We start from the raw sequence: 13,209 nt of genomic DNA on the forward strand, positions 1-13,209 counted from the left end.
GATTAGAGTCGTGTAGATAGTGCCAACAGAACTCAAGAAACACAAGCGTTTGCGCTTATATTTACACGAAAACACAAAGAAAAAAGCCGATGTTTTCGCATCGGCCTTTTTGTTAACAAATGCCTTAAGGCTTTTGCTTATACTTGTTATAGAGTTGCAGATGGCGATTGTTCAGGTCGACTAAACGACCTTCAATAAACATCATCTCAACTTTCTGTCCAATTGGGTCAAGTAAGTCACCAGCCGAAACGACAACGGTAGCCTGCTTACCAACCTCTAAGGAACCCACCTCGTTGTCGACTCCCATAAACTTCGCTGGAGCTAAGGTGATGGCTTCTAAGGCAGCATCCTTATCAAGTCCATAAGCAACCGCATTACCGGCAGCGAAAGGTAAATTCCGCACGTCCCAATAACCAGGGTAACTGATTGCGAAGTCGACCCCAGCTGCAGCAAGTGCTGCTGGTGTAGCAAAAGCCTGATCAAAGCCTTCATCGTGGCGTGTAGGTAGACCATAAGGTGCCCCATAAACGACCCGCACCTCGGCCTCGGCTAATTGGTCGGCGATGCGCCAAGCATCACGCGCGCCCATTAACACCCAATCAAAACCATATTCGCTGGTGAACTCCATTGCTTCTTCAATTTGCCGTTGATCATTGGCATGAACAAACAAAGTTGACGAGCCGTCGAACAGGCCGAGCATTGCTTCCCAACGTAAGTCGGTGCCTTCTAACTCACCCGCTTGCTTGGCATCGTAATAGGCTTTCGCTTGCACGAATGCGCGCTCGAGATGCTTGCGTGCTTCAGCGTTGGCTTTGCGTTGTTCCTCTGGTGAACGACTTTCCCACCAAGAGGTGCTGATACCTACTCGCGGCCAGTTCACATGCACACCTACATTGAGGCGTTCGCCCATGTCTTCATAGGTCCAACCATCAAGTTGAAGCAAACTTGAGCGTCCGGCAATGAGTTCGCCTTGTGGAACGATTTGCGCATGGGTGACACCGTTATAGCGGATGGTTGGAATTACTTCTGAGTCTGGGTTAAACGCAACGTGACCACTGACTTCAGGGGTAATATCGCCGGCTTCATTGCTATCTTCAGTCGCGCGAACCGCCTCAATTTCGGTCAAGCCCAAGGTGGTGTCCAAAGCGATAACGCTTGGGTAAATGTGCTTACCACTCACGTCAATCACCTGTGCATCACTGGGTACTTCGAGATCTTGACCGATAGCACTGATTTTCCCGTCTACCAACAGTAAGTCAGTATCTGTTTTAACGCCGTCAGTAATGGTAAATAAGGTTCCACCTTGCAACACTATGGGTTGTTGCTGCGCTTCACCAGGTACGATGTCGTGGGCTGCCGCACTGAGCGTCACGGTGGCAGCCATCGCTGCTAATACTAGCTTTTTCATGATTAGTGTCCTCCGTGGGCGTGTGCAGTGAAGGTGCCTAACCAGGTGTCGTGTTCAGTATCGCAATGCCACGCTGGTTGTTCACGTTTGTAACCGTTAGCAGCGCCATTTTGTGCTGCAGGGTCAGCCAATACTTTCTGAATCAATGCTTGCTTCTCGCTTTGCAGCTCGGCACGCAGTTGTTCATCACGTTCACGGTTAAAGAAATTACGGGCGTTGATCCACGTTTGTTCGACCCGAGCATAAGAACTCAGTGGGTGGTTGTTCCACAGCACGAAGTCGGCATGTTTGCCTTCTTTGATACTGCCCACGTACTGATCAATCTTAAGCTGCTTAGCAGGATTCAAAGTGACCATCTGTAATGCTTCGTGCTCTGACATACCACAGTAAGTAACTGATTTCGCCGCTTCGGTATTCAAACGACGCTGTAAGTCATTACTGTCAGAGTTAATCGATGTAAGTACGCCTTTCTCAGCCATCAAACACGCATTCTGCGGAATCGCATCATAGACTTCGAATTTGTAAGCCCACCAATCGGCAAACGAAGAACCGCCGGCGCCATGTTTCGCCATTTCCGACGCCACTTTGTACCCTTCAAGGATGTGCGTGAAGGTGGTCAGAGTGAAGTCGAAGTCTTCAGCTAAACGCAGCAGCATCAGGATTTCTGATTGCACGTAACTATGCGCATGCACAAAGCGTTCTTTGTCGAGAATTTCCAGTAAGGTGTTCAAACGATAATCTGGACGCGGTGGCGCAACTTTTTCCCGCTCACTACGGCTCAGTTTACGATAGGCTTCTTGCGCTGCACGATATTCGAGTGCGGCGGTAAAGCCGTCACGCATCAAGGTTTCAACACCCATCCGCGTTTGCGGATAACGCGAGCTTAACCAAGATGGATAGCGGCTTTGTTTGACGTTTTCACCAAGCGCAAACTTAATCGATGGTGGCGCTGCATCAAATTTCATTTGATCCGCAGTCGCACCCCAGCGCAATTTGATGACTTGTGCTTGACCGCCAATTGGGTTCGCTGAACCATGCAGCAACTGCGCCATGGTGGTACCGCCAGCGAGTGAACGATAAATGTGAATATCGTCAGGGTTGACGACATCACCGATACGAACTTCCGAAGTAATAGCTTCAGAAGCTTCGTTCACGCCCTGATCGATTGCAATATGCGAGTGCTCGTCGATAATCCCCGGCGTCACATGCATACCTGTAGCATCAATCACGGTATAACCTGATGGCGTGCGTAAATCTTCACCTATGCGATAGAACTCACCGTCACGAATCAAAATGTCGGTATTTTCTAAAACACCGGCTTCATCTGCTGTCCACACCGTCGCATTCTTAATATGCACGTTTTGGCGCTCTGGCAAGCCATCATGCCCATAAGCGACATTCGGATAGGTTAGACGACTGACGTACTCAACACGTTCAGCTGGACTATTTTCCGTAGTTGCGGTGTCTGCAGTTGTCTCCGAACGCGTGCCGTTGAAGCGCACCTCATTACCGTTTGGACCTATGGCAACACCGGCAAAACTTTGCTCAGCAGTCTGCTCTAATTGAAAGCGCCAAACGCCGTCATTACCATTTAAGTTGGCGTTGGCAACGAAAGAAAGACTACCCTCGTCACGACGTGCACTACGTAACTTGCTGCTACTTTCACCGACTTTAACTTCGCCGCCGACGCGCTCATCACCCTTGAGCTCAAAGGTTACGCTTTGGCCGGCAATATCCGCCACGATGCTGCCATTGAAGTCAGCCTGACGCAACGGAGCGAGTTCTTTCTCCTGCCCCTGTAACCACACTGATTTAATGGTGCCATCAGTGAACAAGTCACCTTCGGCAATTACAAAGTCAGCCATGTAACCGGGCGCAATCTTACCAGCTTTGTCACTGACGCCAGCGATCTGCGCAGGAATTGTTGTCAGTGCAGCTAAAGCACGATCTTTGTCTAAGCCATGTTGTACGGCCTTACGCAGATTAGGCCAAAAATCACCGGCTTTTTGTAGCTGGTGCAACGTAAACGAGAAGTCGATGTCGGCACTCGCAAGCGCAGCTGCGTTACCTGGAGCGCGTTCCCAGTGGCGTAAATCGGCTAAGTCAACGTCTAGGCTGTCGGTGACTCCAGATACCTCTGGCGCAGCAGGAAAATCTAGTGGCAGAATCAACTTCGCATTGGTTGCTTTTACTGCATCGAGGCGCGCATATTCATAGTTCGAGCCAACGAAGGTCACTGGCACATCAAACTCGCTAAACACAGCTTGAGCGCGTAATAGCGATTTATCATCGCTTACTTTAAACACTATACCTTCTTGCTCAATCGGGCCTAACTCGGCGAGTGCTGCGTTATATTCAACTGGGCTGCCTTGGTAGGCATCTTTACCATAAGCTTGTTCATACCACTGAGCATCCGACAAGGTTTGTCGAATCAGTGCAATAGAGCCCATCAATGAGTTCGGATATTGCTGCTGTGAGCTGCCTTTATCGAAAGAACCAAAGTGTTGTGCCTGGGCGCGATAAATCACATCATTGGCAATTTTGTCAGCCAGTGAAAGCGTCACCGCTTGGCCTTGGAAAATGCCGTCCAAACGTGCACTTTGCACTGCGGTAAAACCTTGCTGAATGTAGCTTTCAGCAGTTTTACTGTCGCTCGCCGCGGTATCTACCCAAGTTTCATGAGCATGGATAGCGTCGTTGCTCGCATTACCGCCTTCACGTTTGTTGTTATATTGCGGACGTGTCGAAAACCATGGCCCACGCTGCGCTTTTTCAGGTTGGGCGACACCATAATTACTGTAGGCATCGATAAAACCCGGATAAATTGTATGACCGGACACATCGATGACCCGCGCGCCATCTGGCGCACGGTTGTTTTCATTGATGCGTTCGATTTTACCGTTGCGAATCACCAAGGTGGCATTCTCTAATGCGCGCCCTGGTTCGGTAATAATGGTCGCGTTCTGTAACGCGACATAATCGGATGAGTTGTCATGCAACCCTTGCACAGTTGTGGTCTGCGATGCTGAGGCTAGCGCTGGCAGCGCTGCACACATCGCTACCGCCAACTTGCTGAGGCGGTTACTGCTAATCATCGGCGTCCCCTTTCTAGATTGTTATGTTTTTACAAAAATCACTGTTCTAGCGTACATTAAGACGAGAGATTAGGTGAACGCAATCTAATAAGGGATAAACAGCGTAGTTATCTCGTTGAAGCGTTGTATTATCTTTAAAGCATCCACTACAAGGAGTCTAAACGATGTTTTTAAAGTCTATAAAAGTTGTAGTTTTAACGGCTGTTGCCGTGTCTAGTGCAAGCGTTGTTGCCCAGCATGCATTTAACGATGCGGACAAAGCCGTTGAATACCGCCAAAAAGCGTTCTCAGTGATGCAAAACAATTTTGCCTACATGGGTGACATGATCAAAGGTGATATGCCATTTGATTTAGCCATCTTCACTGAGCGCGCAGAAGTGTTCGCGAATATGACCGCAGTACCTTGGTCTGGCTTTACTCATGAGGGTGCGATGCCAGGTAACAACACCGACGCCCTGCCGGCCATCTGGGACAATTGGGATGATTTTCAAGAGCGTTCTGAGCAACTGCAAGCTGACGCACGCAATTTACTAGCAGCTGCTGAGTCTGGTGACCAAGGCGAAATCCGTGGTGCGTTTATGACCGCAGCTAAGAATTGCAAAGGCTGTCACGATCAGTACAAAGATTAAACTACCACCAAAAATAATAGGTGCTGGCGATAATAACAATCGCTAGCGCCCATGCCCACAGCGCATTCACTAAACGTGGTTGGCTAACATTATCACGCTTGCCGTGAACCATTGCGCTAAGCAAGTTGATGCCCTTAAGTCGGTACACTAAAATTGCCACCACATGCAACGCGATAACGGTTAACAGTACGTTAAAGTTGATCTCATGCAAATCACTTAATTGCCCTTGCATGTCGCTACTTACTAGAGATGCGAGCGGCCCAGAGAAGAATATTTCGTCGGTCGTGAACAGCCCTGTGCCCACTTGCAAAGCGAGTAGCAACCACAGCAGCAGAACCGCCCAACCACCTGCAGGGTTGTGCGTATTTTGTGGTTGATAGTCACGGTCTTTTAGGTGCTTGAGGTGCTCAACAACCCGTCGCGGGCCGCGCACAAAGGCACTGAATCGCGCATTCTCGCTGCCCACTAGGGCCCACACCAAGCGTGTCACTAACAAGCCACCAACGGCAAAGGCGATACGCATATGCCAGTCCATCATGCCTTGGTCTGCGGTCCACCACAGTGCGGCGATACCAATGACGAGTAGCCAATGATAACCACGTATAAAACTATCCCAAATCTTCATGACGACTCCGTGATTCGTTATTCGTTATTCGTTATTCGTAAAACAACGTTGGCTTTGATATCTTACAACGTATTGGTATTTGGAGGCAGATATGACAGACAAACGCGTTAAAGTGTTGATAGTGGACGATGATTTTATTTCACTCGAAGTCATGCGAGCAATGCTAAGCCATTTTCAAGAGGCAGAAATCCTTACTGCCGAGTCTGGGGGCGAAGCCTTTGACGTGATCATGCAACAACGCCCTCAGTTAGTTCTACTAGATCATCAACTACCTGATTTTGATGGTGTACAGCTTTACTGCAAGGTACACGCTGAATTGGGTGATAACACACCACTTACCGCCATGGTGTCTGGTAATCCACCGGCTGACTATGAGGCTGAGTGTCAAGCTGCCGGTATCAATCACCTTCTGCAAAAACCATTAGCTCCGAGCGACTTGGCTGAGTTGATGCGAATCGCCGGCACTCGCTAACAAACGTTGGCTATCCTCGAGGAATCTCTGCGAAAAATCGCCGAAATAAGCGCTAACTTCGGCGAATTTTGATACAAAATCTTGTTTATCCCCATTTTCTAACTGCCGTAAAACGGCATCAAAAGTGGCTAAATAACGGCGCATCATGGCGAAGTTTTCTGGGTGGGCAAGAATAATGTCTGCGTACAATTCGGCATTTTGCGCGAACAAGCGGCCGACCATCATCAGTTCCAACCGATAAATCGGCGAGCTCAGATCGAGCAACTCCTGTAAATCCGCATTCTCATTCGCCAAATGCGCGCCATACACAAAAGTCGAGAGGTGGCGCATAACTTGAACGAAGCCCATAGCATCATCATGACGTTTGGCCGATGTTTCGTATAGCTGTGCACCCCAACGTTTAAGCGTATCAAGTAACCACTGATATTCCGCTGCTGCGCGTCCGGCGGTCACCACAATAAGCTGCTTGGCAAGGGTTGCGACTTGCGGACCAAACATTGGGTGTAACCCCACGACCGGACCTGAATGCTGATCGAGCATCTGTTGCAATGGCTTACTTTTGATACTGGTAACATCGGCTAAAATGCAATGTTCGGGCAGCTTAGGCAGGCGTTCGATAACCGACTCCGTAAGTGCTATGGGTACGCTTACCAAAACTAAATCGGCGTCTTTACAGAGTGTCTCGGCAGCACCCCAATCATCTCGATCGAGTACTCGCACATCAGCGCCAGCTTCACCAAAGCGTTCAGCAAACAAGCCACCAAGCGCACCTGCACCGCCAACGACGACAATCACTTTGTCTTCAAGATGAACGTCAGCCGCTTGCTGCTGCAAGTACGACTCGCGTATAACCCGTCGTAACACATCTTCAATCAAATCAGGAGAAAGGCCCAATTGTTGTGCTTCTTGTCGGCGAGCTTCAATCAATAGCGCTTCACGCTCAGGCACAAATAACGGCTGGCCGAGATGACGTTTGACCACCCCTACTTCTGCAGCAAGTTGACGACGACGGTAGAGCAGTTGCAGCAGCGCGTTATCAGTTTCATCAATGGCTTCACGTAATTGCTGTAATCTTGCTTGGCTGTCTACTGTCATGATTGTGTCCTACTACTTGAAAGATGTGCTAATCCCCATTGTGCCTGATTTTAGGCATAAAAAAACCCGCCATTGGCGGGTTTTTTCAAGTGCGTGATGCTTAAGACAGCTTCTCGCGAATACGTGCAGATTTACCTGAACGCTCACGGAGGTAGTAAAGCTTAGCGCGACGAACCGCACCTTTACGCTTCACTGTGATGCTGTCAATCAGTGGGCTGTGCGCTTGGAATGTACGCTCAACGCCTTCACCGTTAGACACTTTACGAACCGTGAATGAAGAATGCAAACCACGGTTGCGCTTCGCGATAACCACACCTTCAAATGCCTGAAGACGCTCACGGTTACCTTCAACTACCTTAACATTAACGACCACTGTATCGCCCGGAGCATAGTCCGGAAGGTCTTTTTTCATTTGTTCGTCTTCGATCGCTTTGATCAAATTCTGACTTACTTTTGCCATGTTAGCCTCACTTGCCTAGATTAACTACCCGCGTCTGCGTCGGCCTGATACTGATGAATAAATTCATCAAGTAGCTGACGCTGTTCGTCAGTCAGAGCTAGGTTATTTAACAAATCTGGACGTCGCAACCAAGTTCGCCCAAGCGACTGTTGCAAACGCCAGCGTCTAATTTGTTCATGGTTACCGCTCAACAATACCGGCGGTACCGCCTCACCATCTAAAATTTCTGGTCGTGTATAGTGTGGGCAATCTAGTAAGCCATCAGCAAACGAGTCTTCATCAGCCGAGGCGCTATGCCCTAACACTCCGGGGACTAACCGCGCGACACTGTCAATCATGACCATTGCCGGCAACTCGCCACCACTTAACACGTAATCTCCAATCGACCATTCTTCATCAACATGTCGAGCTATCACTCGTTCATCGATGCCTTCATAGCGACCGGCGATTAGGATGAACTTGTCACGTTCGGCGAGCTCACTCACACCAACATGATCAAGTTTGCGACCCTGCGGTGATAAATAAATCACCTTGGCATCGGCCCCTACCTGTTGCTTGGCTGCGGCAATCGCATCAGTCAGCGGTTGCACCATCATTAGCATTCCAGGTCCGCCACCATAAGGACGGTCATCCACAGTGCGATGTTTATCGTGGGTAAAGTCACGAGGATTAATCAACTGAATAGTCAGTAATCCATCGCGTACTGCCCGCGCTGTCACACCATGCTCGGTAATCGCTTGAAACATCTCAGGAAACAGCGTAATCACGCCGACCTGTAGCTGTTCAGCCATTAAAAGTCCGAGGGCCAATCGACAACGATGCGTTTGTTTTCTCTGTCGACCGTTTGAATGTATTGACTCTGAATAAACGGAATCAAACGCTCTGATCGACCAAATGCGTCGTTGCTGTTCGCTTTCACCACCATCACATCATTCGATGCTGTGGCCATCAACTGGTCTACGACTCCCATGTTATAACCGTCAGTATTCACTACGGTCATACCAATCAGATCGCGCCAGTAAAACTCATCCTCTGGCAATTCTGGTAACTGGTCGGCTTGAATCTCGATATCTGCGCCCGTTAATAAATGAGCAGCATCACGGTCATCAACCCCAGCCAATTTGGCAATCAGTCCTTTATTGTGTCGACGCCATTCCTCGACTTCAACTGTTTGCACTTTACCCTGTTTGCGAATTTGCCAAGGGTGATAATCAAATATGGCTTCAACGTCATCGGTGTAACTTTGAACTTTCAGCCAACCTTTTACGCCGTAAACTGCGCCCAATTGGCCCAACACTACGATTTCAGGAGTCTGCGTCATCGTTACCCAAACTTACGTCAATTAAGCTGCGCTACGCGCATCTTTAACAAGTTTCGCTACGCGCTCAGAAACGGTTGCGCCTTGACCAATCCAATGGTCAACACGATCCAAATCAACACGTAGTTTTTCTTCTTGACCGCGAGCGATCGGGTTGAAGAAACCTACATTTTCAATGAAACGACCGTCGCGGGCATTGCGACTGTCGGTCACTACCATCTGGTAGAATGGACGCTTTTTCGCGCCACCACGTTGTAAACGAATGGTTACCATTACGTTCCTCGATACAGTTTTTAATGTTAAGTAAATAGAAAAACCTCCGACCGGGGTCGAAGGGCTCGGCAATTCTACCGATTTTTCTGCTCAATGCAAGTATTCTCTAGCCTTTGGGGAACATCCCCGGGGGTAATTTACCCCCCATGCCACCGAGACTACGCATCATTTTTGCCATACCGCCGCCTTTCATCTTCTTCATCATCTTCTGCATTTGCATGAATTGCTTCAGTAAGCGATTGACGTCTTGCACCTGAGTGCCAGAGCCAGCAGCGATACGACGTTTGCGTGACCCCTTAATTAAATCAGGGAATTCACGCTCTTTAGGTGTCATCGAACTAATAATAGCTTCCATGCGCACCGTCATTTTGTCATCCATTTGACCTTTCATTTGGCTGGTCATTTTACCCATGCCTGGGAGTTTATCCATTAACCCCATCATGCCGCCCATCTCGCGCATTTGCGCCAGTTGCTCACGGAAGTCCTCAAGTGAGAACTTGCCTTCTTTCATTACCTTTTTCGCAACTTTTTCAGCTTTTGCGCGATCGACTTTTTGCTCTAATTCATCGATCAGCGACAGCACGTCGCCCATTCCCAAAATCCGTGATGCTACGCGCTCTGGATGGAACGGCTCGAGAGCGGTGTTTTTCTCACCAACCCCCAAGAATTTAATTGGCTTGCCGGTGATGTGACGAATCGATAGCGCCGCACCGCCGCGTGCATCACCATCAGTTTTGGTCAGCACCACCCCGGTCAAGGGTAAAGCTTCGCTAAACGCTTTGGCGGTGTTCGCGGCATCCTGGCCCGTCATCGCATCCACGACAAACAGCGTCTCCACCGGCTTAATGGCCGCGTGTAACTCTTTTATTTCCGCCATCATCGCTTCATCAATCGCTTGGCGACCGGCGGTATCTACTAGCACCACATCGATAAACTTCTTGCGCGCGTGGCTGATAGCCGCGTTGGCAATATCTACCGGACGTTGCTCAGTAGTCGACGGAAAGAATTCAACCTCGACTTCATTGGCGAGAGTTTCTAGCTGCTTGATGGCCGCCGGACGATATACGTCAGCGGAAACCACTAGCACTTTTTTCTTTTGCTTTTCACGTAAATAGCGCGCCAATTTACCGACACTGGTAGTTTTACCAGCACCCTGTAAACCAGCCATCAGAATAACAGCCGGCGGCTGGGTGGCTAAATCGAGCGGGACGTTACCGTCGCCCATGGCCCGCTCTAGTTCCTGTTGTACAATTTTCAGGAACACCTGCCCGGGCGTTAGACTCTTATTGACTTCAGTGCCGACCGCACGCTCTTTCACCCGGGCAATAAAATCACGCACCACAGGTAAAGCTACGTCAGCTTCAAGTAGAGCCATCCGCACTTCACGTAAAGTATCTTTGATATTGTCGTCGGTTAAACGCCCACGACCGGTAATATTTTTCAACGACTGCGAGAGACGTTCGCTAAGATTCTCAAACATCAGTGATTATCCATTTAACAGCTAGCTGTATATGATCTGGCGTCGATTATATCGTAATTCAAGCAAAGTTTCCTGATCCTATTGGGTTTCCTTGCGACAATGCATATACTGATCATCCTTGCCTTGGTTAACGCTTGCGAATACAGGATTTTACATGCTGGTTTTACTTAGTCTCACATTATTGCTGTACCTTACCAGTGCAATATTGCTGTGGCGTCAGCTAAGCAGCACCGGAGCGACCCATGCCACTAGTTGGTGGATGGCGTTAGCAGCTGTAGCATTGCATGGTTTTCTGCTGTGGCAACATTTAGCCGCAGACGCTTTCGATCATCTGAATGTCGCCAGCAGTTTAAGCAGCGTAGCCTTCTTGTTAGCATTGTTTTCGTTGGTCCGCGTCAAGCGCAATAGCGGACTGATTTTGCGCCCAGTCATTTACGTATTTGCTGCAGTCAGCTGTGTCATTCTCATCGCTAGCCCGGCAGACTGGGGTGCCAGCATTGCCAACTCCCACGGTTTGGTTATTCATATTGTCCTCAGTCTCGTTGCCTATGCAATTCTTATGCTAGCGACCTTATACGCCGTACAACTTTTGTATCTAAGCTTTCTATTAAAAAATCATCGCGTGAACGCGCTTACCAGTTACCTGCCACCTTTGATGGTGGTCGAACGTTACTTTTTCCGACTCATTAGTGCAGGTACGTTATTATTGTTTATCGCGCTTGGCAGTGGTTTTGTGTTTCTCGAAAACATGTTTGCGCAGGGCCAAGCACATAAAACAATTCTCAGCACACTAGCTGCTGCGCTGTATCTTGCGGTGGTGCTGGCACATGGCATCTGGCAAGTACGCGGACGTGGTTTGGTGATCCTAAGTGTGGTCGCGAGCGTTGTCCTCAGTCTTGGCTATTTCGGTAGTCGGTTCGTGCGCGATGTTTTATTGGGCTGAGAGGTTATCTAAATCAGCAATTCTGCTTGCAACGCTTGACTTGTCAGACCATCTGATTAAATTAGGCACTCATGTATAAATCATAGGTACACTTCTTGGACGAGATAGCGACGTCGACCCTACTTATTATCTTGGGTCTATTACTTCTTCTATCGGCGTATTTTTCAGGCTCTGAAACCGGCATGATGTCGATCAATCGCTATCGCCTGCGCCACTTAGCGCAACAAAACCATGCCGGTGCCAAACGTGTGCAGTACCTGTTGGACCGCCCGGACCGCTTAATTGGTTTGATTCTTATTGGTAATAATTTGGTCAATATCGCTGCTTCAGCGATTGCTACAGTGTTGTGTATTCGCTGGTTCGGTGATGCCGGTATTGCCATTGCGACCTTCGGCCTAACCATTTTGGTACTTATTTTTTCTGAAGTAACGCCAAAAACTATCGCCGCATTGCATCCGGAGCGAGTTGCTTTTCCAAGCTCATTTATTTTAAAACCCTTGTTGACCATCGCCTATCCGGTTGTCGTGGGTGTTAATTTTATTACCAATGGCTTCATGCGCATTATCGGCGTGAATCCGAATAACACCTTAGGTCACGCCGCATTGAGCTCGGAAGAACTACGCACCGTAGTCAACGAAGCACAATCAATGATTCCAAGCAGCCACCAAGATATGCTGCTAAGTATTCTGGATCTTGAAAAAGTCACCGTAGAGGATGTGATGATCCCGCGTTCTGAAATCAGCGGCATCGACGTGCAGAATGATTTTAAGTCCATTATTAAACAGCTATCACAAGCACAGTATACGCGCTTGTTGTTGTATCGGGGTGAGATTGACGACGCTATTGGCTTTTTGCATGCCCGAGACATTATGCAAATTGTCACCAAGACCAACAGCGATACGGACAAAGCTGAGTTGATCCGCGCCGCTCGTGAAATCTATTACATTCCGGAAGGTACACCGCTTAACGTGCAGCTATTGAAATTTCAGCACAATAAAGAACGCATTGGCCTAGTTGTTGATGAGTATGGCGACATTCAAGGGTTAGTGACCCTAGAAGACATCTTGGAAGAGATCGTAGGTGATTTTACCACCAGCATTACACCGGCGCCGAGTGACTTGGTGAAACCCCAAGATGACGGCTCGTTGCTGGTTGAGGGCAATGCTAACCTACGAGATCTGAATAAAGAGTTGAACTGGGAGCTGCCCACCGATGGTCCGAAAACTGTCAGTGGCTTGATTATTGAGCTATTTGGCGATATCCCACAACAGCCGATGTGCATGCGCATCGAGGGGTATGCCTTGGAGATCATCGAAAGCAGTGAAAGTATGGTCAAGCAGGTGCGCTTTTTGCCCTTCGAGTCCCGTCATTTAGAACAGCAAAATCTGTTTGATTAGGTTGGTGCGCACGG

The 13,209-nt window shown here is 48.8% G+C and carries 13 protein-coding genes; 4 read left to right on the plus strand and 9 right to left on the minus strand.

The genetic code is table 11. The features are described 5' to 3' along the window. Window positions 1–124: 124 nt before the first annotated feature. Together IDAT_RS06490 and IDAT_RS06495 are read right to left on the minus strand one after the other, a co-directional pair. Window positions 125–1,408 (minus strand): amidohydrolase family protein, encoded by a 1,284-nt coding sequence (locus tag IDAT_RS06490; protein WP_034732092.1) that lies wholly within the window; start codon window positions 1,406–1,408, stop codon window positions 125–127. Between the two features lie 2 nt (window positions 1,409–1,410). After that, window positions 1,411–4,503 carry an amidohydrolase family protein gene (locus IDAT_RS06495; RefSeq protein ID WP_034732094.1) on the minus strand — a complete coding sequence of 1,031 codons (3,093 nt, stop codon included), beginning with the start codon at window positions 4,501–4,503 and terminating at the stop codon, window positions 1,411–1,413. A gap of 164 nt (window positions 4,504–4,667) precedes the next feature. On the opposite strand from IDAT_RS06495, the gene IDAT_RS06500 reads away from it, so the two are divergent. Further along, window positions 4,668–5,132 carry a c-type cytochrome gene (locus IDAT_RS06500; RefSeq protein ID WP_034732096.1) on the plus strand — a complete coding sequence of 155 codons (465 nt, stop codon included), beginning with the start codon at window positions 4,668–4,670 and terminating at the stop codon, window positions 5,130–5,132. Between the two features lies 1 nt (window position 5,133). Here IDAT_RS06500 and IDAT_RS06505 read toward each other — a convergent pair whose 3' ends face one another. Further along, a complete protein-coding gene (locus IDAT_RS06505; protein ID WP_034732099.1) occupies window positions 5,134–5,757 on the minus strand; it encodes a cytochrome b/b6 domain-containing protein in 624 nt (207 codons plus the stop codon). Between the two features lie 91 nt (window positions 5,758–5,848). Here IDAT_RS06505 and IDAT_RS06510 point away from each other — a divergent pair, with 91 nt between their 5' ends. Further along, on the plus strand, window positions 5,849–6,229 hold the full coding sequence (locus IDAT_RS06510; RefSeq protein ID WP_034732101.1) for a response regulator: 381 nt from the start codon (window positions 5,849–5,851) through the stop codon (window positions 6,227–6,229). Here the strand turns inward: IDAT_RS06510 and tyrA are convergent. The 6 genes from tyrA to ffh all read right to left on the minus strand — a co-directional run bounded on the left by tyrA (window position 6,179) and on the right by ffh (window position 10,855). After that, window positions 6,179–7,324: a bifunctional chorismate mutase/prephenate dehydrogenase gene (gene tyrA, locus IDAT_RS06515; protein WP_034732103.1), complete on the minus strand. Its 1,146-nt coding sequence runs from the start codon at window positions 7,322–7,324 to the stop codon at window positions 6,179–6,181. The genes IDAT_RS06510 and tyrA overlap by 51 nt on opposite strands. A 100-nt stretch (window positions 7,325–7,424) precedes the next feature. Then, window positions 7,425–7,784 (minus strand): 50S ribosomal protein L19, encoded by a 360-nt coding sequence (gene rplS, locus IDAT_RS06520; RefSeq protein WP_034732104.1) that lies wholly within the window; start codon window positions 7,782–7,784, stop codon window positions 7,425–7,427. Between the two features lie 20 nt (window positions 7,785–7,804). Further along, a complete protein-coding gene (trmD, locus tag IDAT_RS06525; RefSeq protein ID WP_034732107.1) occupies window positions 7,805–8,575 on the minus strand; it encodes a tRNA (guanosine(37)-N1)-methyltransferase TrmD in 771 nt (256 codons plus the stop codon). After that, window positions 8,575–9,105 carry a ribosome maturation factor RimM gene (gene rimM / locus IDAT_RS06530; protein WP_034732109.1) on the minus strand — a complete coding sequence of 177 codons (531 nt, stop codon included), beginning with the start codon at window positions 9,103–9,105 and terminating at the stop codon, window positions 8,575–8,577. Before rimM ends, trmD begins: the two co-directional genes overlap by 1 nt. A 21-nt stretch (window positions 9,106–9,126) precedes the next feature. After that, complete coding sequence (gene rpsP / locus IDAT_RS06535; protein WP_034732110.1) at window positions 9,127–9,375, minus strand: 30S ribosomal protein S16; 249 nt, start codon at window positions 9,373–9,375, stop codon at window positions 9,127–9,129. 106 nt (window positions 9,376–9,481) lie between these two features. Continuing rightward, window positions 9,482–10,855 (minus strand): signal recognition particle protein, encoded by a 1,374-nt coding sequence (ffh, locus tag IDAT_RS06540; protein WP_034732111.1) that lies wholly within the window; start codon window positions 10,853–10,855, stop codon window positions 9,482–9,484. A gap of 154 nt (window positions 10,856–11,009) precedes the next feature. Here ffh and IDAT_RS06545 point away from each other — a divergent pair, with 154 nt between their 5' ends. Then, entirely contained in the window at window positions 11,010–11,798 is a 789-nt protein-coding gene (locus IDAT_RS06545; RefSeq protein WP_034732112.1) for a cytochrome C assembly family protein, read from the plus strand. 95 nt (window positions 11,799–11,893) lie between these two features. Next, entirely contained in the window at window positions 11,894–13,195 is a 1,302-nt protein-coding gene (locus tag IDAT_RS06550) for an HlyC/CorC family transporter (protein WP_034732113.1), read from the plus strand. Window positions 13,196–13,209: the final 14 nt, after the last annotated feature.

The organism is Pseudidiomarina atlantica, assembly GCF_000753735.1.
Classification (GTDB): domain Bacteria; phylum Pseudomonadota; class Gammaproteobacteria; order Enterobacterales; family Alteromonadaceae; genus Pseudidiomarina; species Pseudidiomarina atlantica.

Coding starts and splice junctions, on each gene's coding strand:
- IDAT_RS06490 (WP_034732092.1), bottom strand. CDS start 1,408: ATGAAAAAGCTAGTATTAGCAGCGATGGCTGCCACCGTGACGCTCAGT.
- IDAT_RS06495 (WP_034732094.1), bottom strand. CDS start 4,503: ATGATTAGCAGTAACCGCCTCAGCAAGTTGGCGGTAGCGATGTGTGCA.
- IDAT_RS06500 (WP_034732096.1), top strand. CDS start 4,668: ATGTTTTTAAAGTCTATAAAAGTTGTAGTTTTAACGGCTGTTGCCGTG.
- IDAT_RS06505 (WP_034732099.1), bottom strand. CDS start 5,757: ATGAAGATTTGGGATAGTTTTATACGTGGTTATCATTGGCTACTCGTC.
- IDAT_RS06510 (WP_034732101.1), top strand. CDS start 5,849: ATGACAGACAAACGCGTTAAAGTGTTGATAGTGGACGATGATTTTATT.
- tyrA (WP_034732103.1), bottom strand. CDS start 7,324: ATGACAGTAGACAGCCAAGCAAGATTACAGCAATTACGTGAAGCCATT.
- rplS (WP_034732104.1), bottom strand. CDS start 7,784: ATGGCAAAAGTAAGTCAGAATTTGATCAAAGCGATCGAAGACGAACAA.
- trmD (WP_034732107.1), bottom strand. CDS start 8,575: ATGGCTGAACAGCTACAGGTCGGCGTGATTACGCTGTTTCCTGAGATG.
- rimM (WP_034732109.1), bottom strand. CDS start 9,105: ATGACGCAGACTCCTGAAATCGTAGTGTTGGGCCAATTGGGCGCAGTT.
- rpsP (WP_034732110.1), bottom strand. CDS start 9,375: ATGGTAACCATTCGTTTACAACGTGGTGGCGCGAAAAAGCGTCCATTC.
- ffh (WP_034732111.1), bottom strand. CDS start 10,855: ATGTTTGAGAATCTTAGCGAACGTCTCTCGCAGTCGTTGAAAAATATT.
- IDAT_RS06545 (WP_034732112.1), top strand. CDS start 11,010: ATGCTGGTTTTACTTAGTCTCACATTATTGCTGTACCTTACCAGTGCA.